This is a genomic window from Stenotrophomonas sp. YJH_SMC_21, assembly GCF_059369555.1.
The window spans coordinates 1-17,173 of sequence record NZ_JCAFSU010000024.1; the positions used below are offsets into that span (position 1 = coordinate 1).

Sequence of the window (17,173 nt, forward strand, 5' to 3'; positions counted from 1 at the left end):
CATGGTGGTGACCACCTGGCCGACCACCTCGCCGCCCTGCGAAGCGACACCGTGCGCGCCGATGGCGAGCTGGTTGGCCTGGCGGGCGTGCTCGGCGTTCTGGCGCACGGTGGAGGTCAGTTCCTCCATCGAGGCAGCGGTTTCTTCCAAGTTGGCGGCCTGCTGCTCGGTACGGCGCGACAGGTCGCTGTTGCCGGACGCGATCTCGCCAGCGGCCAGGGTGATGCTGGAGGCACTGGCCTGGATCTGGCCGACGATCTGGGTCAGCTGTGCGACGGTGGTGTTGGCGTCGTCACGCATGCGCGCGAACACGCCGTTGAACTGGCCGTCCATGCGTGCGGTCAGGTCGCCGGCGGCGATCGACTGCAGCAGCTGCGAGAGCTGGCCGAGGTTGCCGTCGGCCACCTGCATCATGCTGTTGAGCTGATCGATCATCACGCGGAAATCGTGATCGAAACGCTGCGCATCACCGCGCTGGCTGAAGTCGCCGGCGGCGGCGGCCGAGGCCAGCTGCTGGATCTGTGTGTTGATGGCCAGCAGGCTGGCCTTGGCCGCGTCCATCGACTCGTGCAGGATCGCGCGGCTGCCGGGCAGGCGGCGGGCGTCCGGGGCGAGGTTGCCGATGGCGTACTGGTTGAGCACTTCAATGGCATCGACGATCGCATCGAGGTGTTCGAAGATCACCGTGTTGATGCCGTTGGCCAGCTGGCCATACACACCCGGGAAATCCTCCGGGATGCGGTGGCTGATGTCCGGCCCAGCGTGCATCTGTGCCATCAACTGGGTCTGCTCGCTGAAGCGGCGCAGCATTGCGGTCATCTCGGCGGTGGCGGCCAGCATCTTGCCGGCTTCGTCCTTGCTGGTGGCCTGGGTGCTGACGCTGAGGTCGCCGCGGGCAACCGCCTGGATGGCATGCACGGCCTTGCCCAGCGGGCCAGTGACGGCGCGCGAGATGACGGTGGCCAGTGCGGCGGCCACCAACGAAAGCAGCACGATGCAGCTGACGATCGCGATCATGCTGTTGCGATGGGTGGCGTTGGCGTCGGCGATCTTGCCGTCCATCTGGCCGGCGATGTGGGTGCCCAGCGCCTTCATCGCAGCGAACAGGTCGCGACGCGCCGGGCGCGACTGCTCGTCGGAGATCTGCTGGGCCCGAGCGCCATCACCGGCGGCCACGGCGTCGCGCATCGCCTTGTTGGCGGCGAAGTAGCGGTCCAGCTGTGCGCTGGCCGCGCGATAGAGTTCACGCTCCTTGGCCAGCGCCGGCAGCGCCGAGTACGCGGCCAGCTCGTCATGCACGGCCTTGGCGGTGTCGTCCATGCGCTCGTTGTAGTCGGCGACCTTCTCCGGCTGGTCGAGCATGCTCAGCTGTGCAAGTTCATAGGTGCGGAATTCCCCCAGCTGCGAGCGCGCCTCGCCCAGGTGCTGGACCGAGGGGATGTCGTTGCCAGCCATCTCGCGCAACTGCGCGTTGGCTTCGCTCAGGCGCAGCAGTGCGAAGGCGCCGAGGATCAGGGTCATCAAGGTGGTGAGGGTGAACCCCACGGCCAGCTTGCGGGCGATGGGCAGATCTTGGAACCACTTCATGCAGGGTGCTCCAGGTGGGCAGAGTGCCGGCGTCTGTGCGCCGGTTCGGGGGTGGTTGCAGAGCGAACGGGGGTGCCCGGTGGGGTTCGGTGACGACCGTCATTGCGAAATAACGGCGCCGTCCGCGTGGACTTTATGGACGCAGATCACATTCGGTTGCGTAGGTATGACAGCGCGAAAGCGTTGCAGCGGCGTGCTTTCGCTTGGATGAAGTAGTTGCGCCCGCAACCATCATGGCGACGGAGTTCACAGAAGGGATGGGGTCGGATCCCTTTCCTGCGGAAAGGGATCCGACCCCCTTGGCAGAGCGCGCACAAACAAAAACCGCCGCCCCGAAGGGCGGCGGTCCAGTACACGCATGCAGCGTGGATCAGGCGGCCTGCGGCATCCGCAACGAGCGCACCAGTCCGCCGATGTCGACGATCAACGCGACGCGGCCGTCGCCAAGGATGGTGGCACCGGACACCCCGCCGATACGGCGGTAGTTGTTCTCGATGTTCTTCACCACCACCTGCTGCTGGCCGACCAGTTCATCCACTTCCAGTGCGATCTTCTGGCCATCGCCTTCGACCACGACCACCAGCGATTCACTGCCCGGCGCACGGTTGCCGTAGCCGTAGTACTCGCTCAGCGAGAGGATCGGCAGGTACTCGCCACGTACGCGCAGCACGCGGCCTTCGCCGGCCATGCTGCGAATGTCCTCGGCCTGCGGCTGCAACGCCTCAAGCACATAGGCCAGCGGCAGGATCAGGGTTTCGCCGGCAACGGCCACGGTCATGCCGTCGAGGATGGCCAGGGTCAGCGGCAGGCGGATCAGCGTGCGGGTGCCAGTACCCAGGCTGCTTTCGATCTGGACCTCACCGCCCAGTGCCTGGATGTTGCGGCGAACCACGTCCATGCCGACGCCACGCCCGGACAGGTCGGTGACCGCATCGGCAGTGGAGAAGCCTGGCTGGAAGATCAGGTCCCAGACCTGCGAATCGGTCGGGTTGTCCGGTACGGCCAGGCCGCGTTCGGTGGCCTTGGCCAGGATCTTGGCGCGATCCAGGCCGCGGCCGTCGTCGCTCACTTCAATGACGATATGGCCGCCCTGGTGCGAAGCGGCCAGGGTGATCGTGCCGGTTTCGTCCTTGCCCGCGCCGCGACGCACGTCGGGCATTTCCAGGCCGTGGTCGATCGAGTTGCGCACCAGGTGCACCAGTGGATCGGCGATTTTCTCGATCAGCCCCTTGTCCAGCTCGGTGCCCTCGCCGACGGTGCGCAGGCGCACCTGCTTGCCGAGGCGGCTGGACAGGTCGCGGACCAGGCGCGGGAAGCGGCGGAACACCGCGTCGACCGGCAGCATGCGCACGCCGATCACCGCTTCCTGCAGATCGCGGGTGTTGCGTTCCAGCTGGTCCAGGCCGGCGAACAGGCTCTCGGCGTGGACCGGGTCCAGCGCGTGCGAGACCTGCTTGAGCATGGCCTGGGTGATGACCAGTTCGCCGACCAGGTTGATCAGCGCATCGACCTTGTCGACGCTGACGCGGATCGACGTTTCGGCTTCCTGGGTGGCAGCACCGCCGGCGGCAGGCGCAGCAGGCGCTGCCGGCACGACGGCAGCAGGTGTGGAAGGGGATGCAGCAACGGGCGCCTGGGTTGCCAGGCTCGGCGGCGCGGCCGGACGGATGTCCAGTTCGCAGTCGTCCAGCACCCAGGCGAAGGTGTCTTCGATCTTGCTGCGCGGCACCTTGCCGACCAGGCCCAGGTCCCACGCCAGGTGGGCCTCCAGCGGGTCGAGCTGGGCGAAGCCCGGCAGGCGTTCCATGCGCGCGGCCACCTGCAGCGAGCCGAGGTGTTCCAGTTCGCGGATGATGCGCAACGGGTCGTTGCCGCTCATGAACAGCGAGGGTGCCGGGGTGAACCCGATCTGCCAGGCTTCCGGCGTATCGTCCACCTTGGCTGCGGCAGCGGCCGGCGCGCTCGGTGCGGCCTGGCCGGAGAGAACGGCTTCGAGGCGCGCCTTCACTGCGGCGACCGCAGCGGGGTCTGCGGCCTGGCCATGTTCGGCTTCGCGCAGCAGGGCGCGCAGTACATCCACCGAGGACAGCATGGCATCGACGGCATGGCCTTCCAGGGCCCGCTTGCCGGCACGCAGCTCATCGAGCAGCGTTTCCAGCACGTGGGTCAGGCCGGCGATGGCATCGAAGCCGAAGGTGCCGGCGCCGCCCTTGATCGAGTGGGCGGCGCGGAACACCGAATTGATGATCTCCGCGTCCTGCTGCCCCGATTCCAGGGCCAGCAGGCCAGCCTCCATCGCGTCGAGGCCTTCGCGGCTCTCCTCGAAGAAGGTGGCGTGGAAGCGTTGCAGGTCCATGCTCATGGCAGTGGTGGTCCGGAAGCGAAGAAGGGGAGCGGTGCGGGGCGATCAGCCCAGCACTTTCTGCACGGTGGCGACCAGCTGTTCCGGATTGAACGGCTTGACCAGCCAACCGGTGGCACCGGCGGCCTTGCCTTCGGACTTCTTGTCGGCGGCCGATTCGGTGGTCAGCATCAGCAGCGGGGTGAACTTGTAGTCCGGCAGCTGGCGCAGTTCGCGGATCAGCGCGATGCCGTCCATGTTCGGCATGTTGACGTCGGTGACCACCGCGTTGAAGCGCTGGCCCTTGGCGCGACCCAGCGCGACCGCGCCGTCTTCGGCTTCTTCGACGGCAAAACCGGCCGAGGTGAGGGCGAAGGAAACCATCTGGCGCATCGACGCCGAATCGTCCACCACCAAGATACGTGCGCTCATGCAGCGTTCTCCACAGATTTCAGGTTGTCATGGGTTACGTCCAGGCCCAGGGCCTGGGTGACGCCCAGCAGGCGTGCGGCGTCACGGAAGGTTGCGGTGCAACCGTGGAAGCCGGTGCCCAGGCCTGCATCGCGGCGGGCCTGCACGAATGCACACAGCACCTGCACGGCGGCCGTGTGGATGCGGGCGACCTGGCTTGCATCCAGGGTCAGCTCGCCTGCCTGCGCCACCAGCGGGGCGAGGCGGTTCTTGAGCTCGGTGCTGCTCTCGATGCCGAGATCCTCACCCAGTTCGACAGTGCTCATCGTTGCTCCGGACAAACGGTTCCGTGATCCATAACGGCACCCCGGCGGGGTTCTTTAGAGGAATCGACGCGGTGCGTCGATGCGGTCGCAGCTGAAAAGGGGACGGAGGGGATCAAGTCGCAAGCGACCTGGCTCTACTGCAGCCCCCTCGGCAACGGCGACCGCGCAGTGGGGACGTAAGGTGTTGATCCAACGGATCAACTCCTTGCGTCCCCGACAGGCACTGCTTCGGCGCAAAGCGCCGAGCCACTTGCGACTTAATCCCCTCCGTCCCCTTTTTTCCAGATCAACTCAACAGCCGTGTGGCGTCCAGCAGGATCATCGGGCGCTGGCTGACCCGGGCGACGCCGCGGAACAGATCATTGGAGATCTGGCAGATGCGGGCGGTATCCGGGGGTTCGATCTGTGAATCGGTGAGGTTGGCGACATCTTCCACTGCCGACACGCGCAGGCCGATGGTCTCGCCGTCCTCTTCCAGCACCACGATGCGGGTCTGGGCATCGTCTTCTGCTGCTGCGGCGCCGAGGTGCAGGCCGAGGTCCATCACCGGCACCACCTGGCCACGCAGGTTCATGATCCCGAGCATCGCCGGTGCCGTGCCGCGCAACGGCAGCAGTGGCACCGGCAACACCACTTCCTGCACTTTCAACAGTTCCAGCGCATAGGCCTGGGTCCCGCAGCGCAGGCGCAGCCAGCGCGAGGTGCGCTCGCCGGCGCGGCGGTTCTGCGGGTGCGGACTGCTGGCGGGCTGGTGCGCCTGCGCCTGCAGCTCCTGCCAGGTACCGGGACGGTTGGTGGCCGGGGCATCCAGGGCAACGCGGGGCGGCGGCGCGGCGGCAGCACGCGCGGCCGGGGCGGGCGCGGGTGCAGGGCGCGGTGCCGGGGGCGCAACCACGGCCGGTGGCGGCGTGGGGACATCCTCGCCACCAGCAGCGGCTTCGAACGCAGCCTGCAGACCGGGGCTGTCAGTGTGGGCGAGCTGATGGCTGTCGGCCGCGTCGGTCTCGTAGATCACTTCGTCGGGCAGGTCGTCCCAGGTGGGCTCCGGGCCGGCCTTGGCCGGGGTCGTCTCGTGGATCACCTCGTCAGGCAGGTCATCCCAGGTCGGTTCGCGCTCGGGAGCGGCGACCGGCATTGCGGCGGCCTCGAAGGCGGCTTCCAGTGCTGCGTCATCCTCTGCCGGGGCAACGGCAACAGCGTCCGTCTCATAGATCACTTCGGCGGGCAGATCGTCCCAGGTGGGCTCGCGCTCGGCCGTTGTGGCCGCCTCGAAGGCGGCTTCGAGCGTGGCGTTGTCCACGGCAGGCCCCGCGGCGACGGTGTCGGTTTCGTAGATCACCTCGGCCGGCAGGTCATCCCAGGTCGGCTCGCGTTCCGGTTCCGATGTGCTGTCCGGAGCCGGGGCGGCGCTGTCCGGCGTTGGCAGCACGACGGCCGCCGGGGCGATCGCTTCGCCCAGCAGTTCGTCCAGGTAGTCGTCCAGTACGCCGGTGCTGTTCATGCGGCCTGCTCCAGGGCACGGGCATCCTCACCGAGGATCCAGTTCAGTGCGCGGCGATAGGCGGCCAAGCCGCGGCCCGGGTAGTCCTCACCAGCGCTGGGCAGGGTCAGGCCTGCGGCATTGCTGATGCGGGTGTCGATCGGAATGGCGTCTTCCCAGACGCGGGTGCCGTGGCGATCCTGCATCGTGCGCAGCGACTCGTTGCCGGCGCGGGTGCGGCGGTCGAACAGGGTCGGCAGGATCGAGATCGGCAGCGGGCGGCGGCGCGAGCGCTCGACCATCTCGCCGGTGCGGACCATGCCGTCCAGGCCATGCAGGGCCAGCGGCTCGGCCTGGGTGGGAATGATCAGGCGGTCGGCAGCGGCCAGTGCGTTGATCATCAACAGGCCAAGGGTGGGGGCACAGTCCAGCAGGATGTAGTCGTGCTGGCCCTGGTGACGCGCCAGTGCGTTCTGCAGGGCCAGGCCGAGGCCGGGCTGGTTGGCGCTGCGGCGCTCCAGCGTGGCCAGCGCCGACTGCGCGCAGACGTAGTCCAGGCCGTGGATGCTGCTGGCATGGCACAGGCTGGAAAGATCGGCCGGCGGGGCGCCGAACAGTTCCAGCACGCCCGCCGGCGGCGGATCCACCGGCACGCCGAAGGCGCGGCTGAGCGAGGCATGCGGATCGAGGTCGATCAGCAGCACGCGATGGCCAAGCGCGGCCAGGCCGCGGCCGAGGGCGAGGGTGGTGGTGGTCTTGCCGACTCCGCCCTTCTGGTTGGCGACTGCCCAGATGCGCATCGGTTTACTCCTTCATTGCCGGGGGAACGGCGGCGCCGACGCGGCTGCCAGCCGGCACCGGCGGCAACTTCACCGGTGCGATGGGGGAGGTGGGGGCGGTAGCCGGAGTTGCGGCGGCTTGTTCGGTGGTGTTGTCGTCGACGGCGCCGGTGGCCGCATTGAGGCGCTGGCCAAGCGGATCCACCGAATGCGAGGTGTCGGCCAGAATGATGACCATCACCCGGCGGTTGCGGTTGCGCCCCTGCGCGCTGTCGTTCTCTTCGCGCGGACGGAACTGGCCATAGCCAACCATCGCCAGCCGTGATGGCTGCACGCCCTGGTCGGCGAACAGGTGCACCACGCTGGCGGCGCGTCCGGCCGACAGTTCCCAGTTCGAAGGGAAGGTGGCGGTGGCGATCGGCACGTTGTCGGTATGGCCTTCCACGCGCACGCTGTTGGGCACGTCGCGCAGCACCTCGGCCAGGCTGGCCAGCGTCTGCCGTGCATGCACGTCCAGCGCGGCCGAGCCGGTGGGGAACAGGATGTCGCTGTTGATCTCCACTTCGATCCACAACTCGGTGCGGCGCACGCTGATCATGCCGCGGTCGATCAGCGGTGCCAGCGCGGCGGTGAGGCGGTCGGCGATGCTGTTGAGCTGGCGCTCGGCACGGGCGATCTGTTCCTGGTTGTGCACGGAGACCGGCATGCGCATCTGCGAGGCCATCGACGGCAGCAGGGTCGGGTCGTGCGACGGCGCGGGCGCGGAGGGGCCGATCTTGGTGCCGGACTTGATCACCGAGGGGCTGTCCCAGCCGCCACCCTGCACCTGCTTGTTACCCACCTGCACCGGATTGATGGTGCGCGGTGCGCCGCCGAAGGCATCGGTGAGCGCGTCGGCCATGATCCGGTACTTGCCCTCGTTGACCGAGGAGATCGCGTACATGACCACGAAGAAGGCGAGCAGCAACGTCATCAGGTCGGCATAGGGGATCGCCCATGCTTCATGGTTGGCGTGCTCTTCGTGGTGCTTGCGGCGGGCCATGTCAGTGCAGGAAGCCGGAGAGGTTGGTTTCGATGTTGCGCGGGTTCTCGCCCTGGGCGATCGAAATCAGGCCTTCGATGACCATTTCGCGGTCGCGGGTGTTGTGCGAGATCACACTCTTGAGCTTGGCGGCGATCGGCAGGAACAGCAGATTGGCCGAGGCGATGCCGTAGATGGTGGCGGTGAACGCGGCGGCGATGCCGTGGCCGAGTTTGCTCGGGTCGGCCAGGTTCTTCATCACCGCGATCAGGCCGAGCACGGCACCGATGATGCCGAGCGTGGGCGCGTAGATGCCCATCGCTTCGAAGACCTTGGCACCGGCCTGGTCCTGGTGCTCCTGGCTGCCCAGTTCGATCTCCAGCATGTGACGCATCGATTCGGGTTCAACGCCGTCCACCAGCAGCTGCAGGCCCTTGCGCAGGAACGGGTCCTGCTGCGCTTCCACCTGCGATTCCAGGCCCAGCAGGCCCTGGCGGCGGGCGATGTTGCTCCACTCGACGATCTGCTGGATCAGTTCGCGGCGATCGCTGTGCGGCGGGCGCACGACCCAGCGCACGATCTTGAACGCATGCTTGAACACCGCCGGCGAGGTGTGAAGCAGGATCGCGGCAACGGTACCGACGATGACGATCACGAACGCCGCAGGCGACCACAACGACGCCAGGCCAGCGCCCTTGAGGATGCTGCCACCGACCAGCGAGGCCAGGGCGAGAAAGAGTCCAATGAGGCTGAGTCTATCCATGGTTCCGGTATCGGCTTGTATGAATGGGACTTGAGACACCGGGAGAATGCGTACAGACGGTAGTCACAGTTTTCGGGTCGCCGGGCCATGCCCGGCGGCGTTCAGCGTATGCCGTCCACGTCCAGGATCAGTGCCATGCGACCATCGCCGATCAACGTTGCACCGGCATAACCGCGCAGGCCGCGCAGGGCTTTTGGCAGTGGCTTGATGACCACTTCCTCGCGCCCGCGCACCTGGTCCACGACCAGGCCGAAGCGCGCTTCGCCGGCCTGCAGCACCACGATGGTCAGCAGGGTTGACGCGGCCGGCGTCACATCCAGCCACTTGCGCAGGTCGACCAGCGGCAGGGTGTGCGAGCGGCGATCAAGCACGGCGCGGCCATCGAACCAGCCCAGCGAGGTGCGCGGCGCGTGCAGCACTTCCATCACGCGTGCCAGCGGTAGCGCGTAGACGTCCTCGCCGGCCTGCACCAGCAGGGTCGGCAGGATCGCGAGGGTGAGCGGCACGCGGATCAGGAAGCGGCTGCCACGACCCAGTTCCGACTGGATCTGGATCTGGCCGCTCAGTTCGCGGATGCGCGACTGCACCACGTCCATGCCTACGCCACGGCCGGAGATGTCGGTGACCTGCTGCTTGGTCGAGAAGCCCGGCAGGAACACCAGGTGCAGGCACTCCTCGCTGCTCAGGCGGGCAGCGGCTTCCGGATCGATCAGGCCTTTCTCACGCGCTTTCGCGCGCAGCTTCTCCGGGTCGATGCCGGCGCCATCGTCCTGCACCTCGATGCTGACGTAGTCGCCTTCCTGCTGCGCCGACAGGCGTACATGGCCCATCCGCGGCTTGCCTTGTGCTTCGCGCAGGTCGGGCATTTCCACGCCGTGGTCGATGGCGTTGCGGACCAGGTGCACCAGCGGATCGGCCAGTGCTTCGACCAGGTTGCGGTCGAGTTCGGTCTCGGCGCCGACCAGCTCCAGGTCCACTTCCTTCTTCAGCGAGCGGGCGACGTCGCGGGCGACCTTGGGGAAGCGCGAGAACACCTTGCCCACCGGCTGCATGCGGGTACGCATCACCGCCGACTGCAGGCGGGCAGTGGCGATGTCCAGCGTCGATACGGCGCGGTCCAGCTCCTCGTCGCGCAGGCGTGCACGCAGGGTCTTCAGGCGGTTGCGGGAAAGCACCAGTTCGCCGATCAGGTTGACGATCGCATCCAGGCGCTTGGTGTCCACGCGCACGGTGTGCTCGGCCTCGGCCATCGGCTTGGCCGCCGGCTTGGCGGCGGGCGCCGGTACGGGCGCCGGGCGCGGTGCAGCGGCAGGTGCCGCGGCGACGGTGGCAGCAGGCTTCGCGCCTGGCGCAGCGCCGCCGTGCAGCTGGTCCAGCAGCGCTTCGAACTCGTCTTCGCTGATCAGGCCGTCGTCGGCCTTCCTGGCCGGCGCGACCGCGGTCGGTGCGTTGCCGCCATGCAGCTGGTCCAGCAGGGCCTCGAATTCGTCGTCGGTGATCAGGTCGCTGCCAGCTGCCGCAGGGGCGGCCGCAGCGACCGGCGCGGCAGTGCCACCGTTCATGTCGAACTGCGCGATCAGGTCCGGCGGCGCATAACCCGGCTCGGTGCCGGAGGACACGGCGTCCAGCATCGACTGCAGGTAGTCCAGCGATTGCTGGGCGGCGTCGAAGTGGTGGGCCTGCAGCACCGCCTGCCCGGCACGCGCGATGCCCAGGGCCTCTTCAGCGGCGTGGCACAGCTCGACCATCGCAGTGACGCCAAGGAAGCCGGCACCGCCCTTGAGCGTGTGGTATCCACGGAACACCGCGTTGAGCTGCTCGGTGTCCTGCGGTGCCTGCTCCAGCGACACCAGCTGTTCGCCCAGGCGATCCAGGATTTCCTGTGCCTCGATGATGAAATCGGCAGTGATGTCGTCGGATACCGCGCTCATGCTTACAGCCCCAGATCCGACAACAGGTCGTCGGCGTCGTTCTGCGAGACCGCGTGGCGGTCCAGTCCCTTCAGTGCCGGCCCGGCCAGTTCCGGGTCGGTGCGATGCTGTTCCGGCGGCAGGCCGAGTGCGCCGAAGCCCTCGTGCACGCGGCGGACGATGCCGACCACGCGACGGATGATCTGCCCGGTCAGGTCCTGGTAGCTCTGGGTCAGGGCGATCTCGGTCAGGTTGTGGCGGATGCGCTCGAGCTGCGCGTCCTGGCCCGGCTGCAGGCCTTCAGCACGCAGCTGTTCGGTCAGGCTGCGGCATTCCTCGGCCAGGTCCAGGGTACGGTGCGTGGCCTGTTCGGTCATGGCCACCACGTGGTCCAGGCGTGCGCAGGCGTCGTCCAGCTCACCGGCCTCGCTGGGCACGGTCGGCAGCTCACCCAGTGCCTGCCCCAGCTCGCGGGCCAGCCGCGAGAGGCCGCTCATCATCGGCTGCGTTCGCAGCGCGACCAGTCCGTCGATGCGCTGCCGCCAGGCGGCCTCGTCACCGGACTCGAGTGCGTCCAGGGCTTCCTGCAGGCGCAGGGCGAGGGCGCTCTTGTCGACCGTGGTATCCATCAGGCGCTGGCCGCCAGGCGTTCGAAGATCTTGCCGAGCTTCTCTTCCAGCGTCTGCGCAGTGAACGGCTTGATGATGTAGCCGTTCACGCCGTTCTGGGCGGCTTCGATGATCTGTTCGCGCTTGGCTTCGGCGGTGACCATCAGCACTGGCAGGGTCTTCAGCTTGGCATCGGCACGGATCGCCTTCAGCAGCTCGATGCCGGTCATCACCGGCATGTTCCAGTCGGTGACCACGAAATCGAACGGCTGGCTCTGCAGCAGCGACAGCGCGGCATGCCCGTCCTCGGCTTCGGCGGTATTGGTGAAGCCCAGATCGCCCAGCAGGTTCTTGACGATCCGACGCATGGTCGAGAAGTCATCGACGATCAGGATGCGCATGTTCTTGTTCAAAGCAGAGTTCCTTTGTTGTTCATTCCGGGCGGCCGGGGGCAGCCGCCTCGGGCATGTTCATTCTTCCAGGCCGGCGTCCGCCGCCTCGAAAATCTTGAGCCGGCCACGCAGGCGCAGCACCGCCTGGCCGTGGATCTGGCAGACGCGCGACTCGCTCACGCCGAGCACCGCGCCGATCTCCTTCAGGTTCAGTTCCTGCTCGTAGTAGAGCGAGAGCACCAGCTGTTCGCGCTCGGGCAGGTGGCCGATGGCCTTGCCCAGCTCGCGGCCGAACTCACCACGCTCCAGCACCTGCTGCGGGGTCGGGCCGCCCTGGGCGACGGTGTCCAGCTCGCCCTGGTCCTCGATGCGCGACTCCAGGCTCAGCACCTGGCCACGTGCGGCGTCTTCCATCAACCGCAGGTATTCGGGCAGCGGCATCTCCATCGCGGCGGCCACTTCGGTGGCGCTGGCGGCGCGGCCGCTGCTCTGTTCCAGGCGGCGAATGGTGGCGGCGGCATCGCGTGCACGGCGGTGCACGGAGCGCGGCACCCAGTCGCCACGGCGGATCTCGTCGATCATCGAACCGCGGATGCGGATCGAGGCATAGGTCTCGAACGAGGCGCCCTGGTCGGCGTCATAGCTGCGCGACGCTTCTATCAGGCCCATCATGCCGGCCTGGATCAGGTCGTCCACTTCAACGCTGGCCGGCAACCGCGCGGCCAGGTGGTGGGCGATGCGCCGCACCAGGTCCGAATGCTGGGCGATGACCTCGTTGGCCGCCGAGCGCTGGACTTCCCTGTACTGGGCTGCGCCTTTCATGCGGCCACCCCGCGCTGCTTGAGGATGCGCTCGAGGAAGAACTCGACGCCGCCACGCGGTTCGGTCGGCGCCTGCCAGCGTGCGGTGCGACGCGCGATCTCGGTGATCGCCAGCGCGGCCGGGCTGGACGGGTAGGCCTTCACCACCGGCTGCTGGCGCTGCACCGACAGGCGCAGCCAGTCGTCCTGCGGCACGCAGCCCAGGTAGTTCAGCGAGACATCGGCGAGGAATTTCTCGCAGACGCGGGTCAGCTTTTCGTACAGCACGCGGCCCTCGTTGGGGTCGCGCACCATGTTGGCCACTACCTGGATGCGGTCCACGCCGCGTTCGCGCGACAGCACCTTGATCAGCGCGTAGGCGTCGGTGATCGAGGCCGGCTCGTCACAGACCACCACCACGGTGTCCTGCGCGGCCTGGCAGAAGGTCAGCACGCCGTCGGTGATGCCTGCGGCGGTGTCCACCACCATGATGTCCAGTTCGCGTTCCAGCTCGGAGAACACGTTGACCAGGCCGACGTGCTCTGCCGGGGCCAGCTCGGCCATGTGCCGGCGGCCGGACGCGGCCGGCACCACCAGCACGCCGTTCGGGCCTTCGACGATGACGTCGTCCAGCGAGCAGCGGCCGGCGACCAGGTCGGCCAGCGTGAAGGTCGGGTTCAGCCCCAGGATCACGTCGATGTTGGCCAGGCCCAGGTCGGCGTCCAGCAGCAGCGTGCGCTTGCCCATGCCGGCCAGTGCCACCGCCAGGTTGGCGGACACATTCGTCTTGCCCACGCCGCCCTTGCCGCCAGTGACGGCAATGGTGCGCACAGGGCCGAGCGGCTCGCTGCGGGTGGCCGACAGCGGGAAGGTCTTGGTCAGCTTGGCGTACTCACGCGACGGCATGGTTCAACTCCGGGTTGCAGGGCATATCGGCCGCGCGGCGCAAATCTTCAAGGCGAAGTACGAGATTGGCCGCACTGGCCCGGTGCAGGTCCTCCGGAACATCCTGGCCATCGGTCACCCAGGTGATCGGCAGGGCGTGGTCCACGGCCACTGACAGGGCGTTGCCGAAGCGGCCGGTCTCGTCCAGCTTGCTCAACACCAGGCCCTGCAGGTTGGCGGCGCCGAAGCGGCGGACCACCTCGTCCATGTCGCCGAAGCTGGTGTTGGCCGGCAGCACCAGCAGGGTGCGTACCTGGCGGGCGGCGCGCAGCCACTGCAGCTGCGCGGCCAGCGCGCGGTCGCGCGGGCCCAGGCCGGCGGTGTCGATCAGCACCAGCTTGTAGTCCTTCAGGCGTTCCAGCAGCTGGTCCAGGTCGGTGCCGCTGTTGGCCTCGTGCACCGCGATGCCGAGCTGGCGGCCGTAGCCGTACAGCTGCTCGCGGGCGCCGATGCGGGTGGTGTCGGTGGTCACCAGGGCGACGTCACGCGGCGCATGCTTCTCGGCGAAGCGCGAGGCCAGCTTGGCGATGGTGGTGGTCTTGCCGGCGCCGGTCGGGCCCACCAGGGCGATCACGCCGCCTTCTTCCAGCGGGTCGACCGGGGCGATCGGCAGCTTGCGCGAGATCAGCCCCAGCATCAGGCCGCGGCCACGATGGGCTTCTGTCTCCAGCGGGATCTGCATGGCCACGTCGCGGGCCAGCCCGGCGTCGAAACCGTACTCGTCCATCAGGTCCAGCGCGGTGGCGCGCACCGGGCTGCCACGCAGGCGCTCGTCGGTGAAGCGGTTCATCTCGCGCTCGATCACCTGGCGCATGCCGGCCACTTCCTGGCGCAGCTGGCGGATCTCGGCGTCGTCCTGGGCAACCACGGTCAGCGTCGGTGCCGGGGCCAGCATGGGGGCCGGGCTGGCTTCGCCGGCGGCTTCGACCGCTGCCGGTTCGCTGGCGGCGATCCCGGGCTGCGCTTCGGTCACGGCAGCGGTCGGCAGCGGCGGCGGCTGCACGGCCGGGGCCACGCTTTCGTGATGCATGTCGCGCGGCGGGTCGATCTGGAAGCGGGCGCGGTTGGCCGGCACGGTAGCGGCCGGTGCAACGATGGCCTCGGCGAACGGGGCGAAGCTCTGTTCGGGTAGCGCCGGTTCGTTGACGGCGGCGCGCGCCAGGGTGGCGGCGAAGCCAGTGCTGCCACGGGTCGGCACGATCTCGTCGGCGCTGTCCAGGGTACGGCCGGTGGCCCCAACGGCCGCACGGGCGAGGGCGGCCACCGCCGAGGTGGTGGCGGCGACCGGTTCCGGCGCCGGGGTGCTGCTGCGGCGGCGGGTGACAGCGGCGATCACCGCGTCGGCGGCGGTGCGCGGCTTGGGTGCCGGCGGCGGTGCGACATCACGGCGCGAGGCTTCCAGTGCACGCTGGACGGCGCTCTCGTCGTAGTTGGCCGCAGCGACGATCTCGACGCCTTCCTCGATCCGGCGGTTGGACAGGATCACGGCGTCAGGACCATGTTCCTTGCGCACCAGGTTCATGGCCGAGCGCATGTCGGCGGCGACGAATCGTTTGATTTTCATGCTGTGGTCACGGGACGAAGACGGCGGGGGGGCGGTCGGAGAACTCGGGTGGTCGGTGGTCTGCACGGTGCGGGTTCCCCTTGGTATCTGTCTGTTGCGTTGGTTCGAAGGTGGTGTCTGTTTTCTGGCGCATCGGTGGGCGGCGTCAGCTGATCGTTCCGACCAGCTTCAGGCGCTTGTCCTCCGGCACCTCGCTGTAGGCCAGGACCGACAACGACGGAACGCTGTGGCGGACCAGGCGCGCCAGCGCGGCGCGCACCGGGCCCGGTACCAGCACGACCGCCGGCTCGTTTCGCGCTTCCTGCTTGCTGACACATTCGGCCAGGCTCTGGTGCAGTCGCTCTGCGAGTCCGGGTTCCAGCGCGGCGCCGTTGCCCTGCGTGGACTCCTGCAAGACACGTTCCAATTGCGGGTTGAGGGTGAACACCGGCAGCTCCGCCGACATTCCGGCGATCTCCTGCACGATGAAGCGGCCCAGCGCGGTGCGCACGGCAGCGGTCAGCACCGCCGGGTCCTGGCTGCTGGGCGCGTGTTCGACCAGCGCCTCGGCGATCTTGCGCAGCTGGCGGATCGGGATGCGCTCGACCAGCAGGTTCTGCAGCACGCGCACCACCGCCGACAGCGGCAGCGCCTTCGGCGTCAGATCTTCGACGAGCTTGGGCGCGCTCTTGGCCAGGTTCGCCAGCAGGTGCTGCACTTCCTCGTGGCCGAGCAGTTCCGGCGCATGTTCGCGGATCAGGTGCGAGAGGTGGGTGGCCACCACGGTGGCCGGGTCGACCACGGTGTAGCCCAGCGTTTCAGCCTGGGCACGCTGGTGCGGCTGGATCCAGGTGGCATCCAGGCCGAACGCGGGATCCTTGCCGGCAATGCCCTCCAGGGTGCCCAGCGCGCTGCCCGGGTCCAGCGCCAGTTCGCGGTCGGGGTGGATCTCGGCGGTGGCCACCGGCACGCCGTGCACCAGCACGCGGTAGCCGTTGGCGGGCAGTTCCAGGTTGTCGCGGATATGCACCGACGGGATCAGGAAGCCGACGTCCTGGGTCAGCTTGCGGCGCACGCCCTTGATGCGCGCCATCAGTTCGCCGCCCTGGTTGCTGTCCACCAGCGGGATCAGCCGGTAGCCGACCTCCAGGCCCAGCGGGTCGACCGGGCGCAGTTCGTCCCAGCTCAGTTCGGCGGTCGGCGCAGGTGCCGCCGGGCGGCCGAGTGCGTTGAGTGTGGCCGCGTCATTGCCGGCGGCTGCCGGGTCGGTGGCTGCGGCCTTGCCCTTGCGGTAGACCTTCCAGGCGATGAGGCCGAGGATCGCGGCCAGCGTCAGGAAAGCGACGTTGGGCATGCCCGGCACCAGGCCGACCACGCCGATGATGCCGGCGGTGATCGCCAGCGCGCGGTACTGGCCGAACACCTGGCCGGTCATCGCCTGGGCCATGTCCTGCGAGCGCGAGGCGCGGGTCACCAGCATCGCCACCGCGCTGGAGACCAGCAGGGCCGGCAGCTGCGCCACCAGGCCGTCACCGATGGACAGCAGGGTGTAGGTGGCAGCGGCTTCGCCGAACGGCATGCCATGCTGCAGCACGCCCACGGCCAGGCCGCCGAGCATGTTGATGAACAGGATCAGGATGCCGGCGATGGCGTCACCGCGGATGAACTTGCTGGCGCCGTCCATCGCGCCGTAGAAGTCGGCTTCCTCGCGGACTTCCTCGCGGCGCAGCTTGGCTTCTTCACGCGTCAGCAAACCGGCGTTGAGGTCGGCGTCGATCGCCATCTGCTTGCCGGGCATCGCGTCCAGGATGAAGCGCGCGGTCACTTCCGAGACGCGGCCAGCGCCCTTGGTGATCACCACGAAGTTGATGATGGTCAGGATCGCGAATACCACGATGCCGACCGCGTAGTTGCCGCCGATCACGAATTCGCCGAAGGCGGCGATGACCTTGCCCGCGGCATCGTGGCCGTTCTGGCCGTTGAGCAGGATCACGCGAGTGGACGCCACGTTCAGCGCCAGCCGCAGCATGGTGGTGATCAGCAGCACGATCGGGAAGATGGTGAAGTCCAGCGGGCGCTTCACGTAGACCACCGCCAGCAGCACCATCAGCGAGATGGCGATGTTGAAGGTGAACAGCGCATCGAGCACCGGCGCGGCCAGCGGCACCACGACCATGGCCAGCAGGGCCAGCACGATCAGTGGCGCGCCAAGGCCCTGGCGGATCATTTCCAGGGCGCGGCGGGTGTTGAAGCCGGCGGAGGGCTGG

General features: G+C 68.2%; 15 protein-coding genes. All 15 read right to left on the reverse strand.

Features of this window, described 5'->3' with window-relative positions; translation table 11 throughout:
* The coding region (locus AC5P67_RS19545) for a HAMP domain-containing methyl-accepting chemotaxis protein (protein WP_495215124.1) at positions 1–1,587 on the reverse strand (1,587 nt) is incomplete at its 3' end.
* Positions 1,588–1,957: 370 nt separating this feature from the next.
* The gene (locus AC5P67_RS19550; RefSeq protein ID WP_005409520.1) at positions 1,958–3,949 is read right to left on the reverse strand and encodes a chemotaxis protein CheA; all 1,992 of its coding nucleotides are present in this window, start codon (positions 3,947–3,949) and stop codon (positions 1,958–1,960) included.
* A gap of 45 nt (positions 3,950–3,994) precedes the next feature.
* The gene (locus AC5P67_RS19555; RefSeq protein ID WP_005409521.1) at positions 3,995–4,360 is read right to left on the reverse strand and encodes a response regulator; all 366 of its coding nucleotides are present in this window, start codon (positions 4,358–4,360) and stop codon (positions 3,995–3,997) included.
* Entirely contained in the window at positions 4,357–4,665 is a 309-nt protein-coding gene (locus tag AC5P67_RS19560) for an STAS domain-containing protein (RefSeq protein ID WP_012480094.1), read from the reverse strand. The genes AC5P67_RS19555 and AC5P67_RS19560 overlap by 4 nt, the downstream gene beginning before the upstream one ends.
* Before the next feature lie 286 nt (positions 4,666–4,951).
* Complete coding sequence (locus tag AC5P67_RS19565; RefSeq protein ID WP_099595539.1) at positions 4,952–6,166, reverse strand: chemotaxis protein CheW; 1,215 nt, start codon at positions 6,164–6,166, stop codon at positions 4,952–4,954.
* The gene (locus AC5P67_RS19570; RefSeq protein WP_099484538.1) at positions 6,163–6,945 is read right to left on the reverse strand and encodes a ParA family protein; all 783 of its coding nucleotides are present in this window, start codon (positions 6,943–6,945) and stop codon (positions 6,163–6,165) included. The genes AC5P67_RS19565 and AC5P67_RS19570 overlap by 4 nt, the downstream gene beginning before the upstream one ends.
* A 4-nt stretch (positions 6,946–6,949) precedes the next feature.
* On the reverse strand, positions 6,950–7,966 hold the full coding sequence (motD, locus tag AC5P67_RS19575) for a flagellar motor protein MotD (RefSeq protein WP_012480097.1): 1,017 nt from the start codon (positions 7,964–7,966) through the stop codon (positions 6,950–6,952).
* Between the two features lies 1 nt (position 7,967).
* On the reverse strand, positions 7,968–8,708 hold the full coding sequence (locus AC5P67_RS19580; protein WP_005409527.1) for a flagellar motor protein: 741 nt from the start codon (positions 8,706–8,708) through the stop codon (positions 7,968–7,970).
* A 101-nt stretch (positions 8,709–8,809) separates the two neighbouring features.
* Positions 8,810–10,639: a chemotaxis protein CheA gene (locus tag AC5P67_RS19585; protein ID WP_495215126.1), complete on the reverse strand. Its 1,830-nt coding sequence runs from the start codon at positions 10,637–10,639 to the stop codon at positions 8,810–8,812.
* 2 nt (positions 10,640–10,641) lie between these two features.
* Positions 10,642–11,247: a protein phosphatase CheZ gene (locus AC5P67_RS19590; protein ID WP_010482455.1), complete on the reverse strand. Its 606-nt coding sequence runs from the start codon at positions 11,245–11,247 to the stop codon at positions 10,642–10,644.
* Positions 11,247–11,639 (reverse strand): chemotaxis response regulator CheY, encoded by a 393-nt coding sequence (gene cheY, locus AC5P67_RS19595; protein ID WP_005413247.1) that lies wholly within the window; start codon positions 11,637–11,639, stop codon positions 11,247–11,249. The genes AC5P67_RS19590 and cheY overlap by 1 nt, the downstream gene beginning before the upstream one ends.
* Before the next feature lie 57 nt (positions 11,640–11,696).
* Entirely contained in the window at positions 11,697–12,440 is a 744-nt protein-coding gene (locus AC5P67_RS19600; protein ID WP_005413248.1) for an RNA polymerase sigma factor FliA, read from the reverse strand.
* Positions 12,437–13,324, reverse strand: a complete 888-nt coding sequence (locus tag AC5P67_RS19605) for a MinD/ParA family ATP-binding protein (protein ID WP_005409532.1) — start codon at positions 13,322–13,324, stop codon at positions 12,437–12,439. Before AC5P67_RS19605 ends, AC5P67_RS19600 begins: the two co-directional genes overlap by 4 nt.
* The gene (gene flhF / locus AC5P67_RS19610) at positions 13,311–14,927 is read right to left on the reverse strand and encodes a flagellar biosynthesis GTPase FlhF (protein WP_062606958.1); all 1,617 of its coding nucleotides are present in this window, start codon (positions 14,925–14,927) and stop codon (positions 13,311–13,313) included. The genes AC5P67_RS19605 and flhF overlap by 14 nt, the downstream gene beginning before the upstream one ends.
* A gap of 145 nt (positions 14,928–15,072) precedes the next feature.
* Positions 15,073–17,133, reverse strand: a complete 2,061-nt coding sequence (gene flhA, locus AC5P67_RS19615; RefSeq protein ID WP_495215134.1) for a flagellar biosynthesis protein FlhA — start codon at positions 17,131–17,133, stop codon at positions 15,073–15,075.
* Positions 17,134–17,173 lie beyond the last annotated feature (40 nt).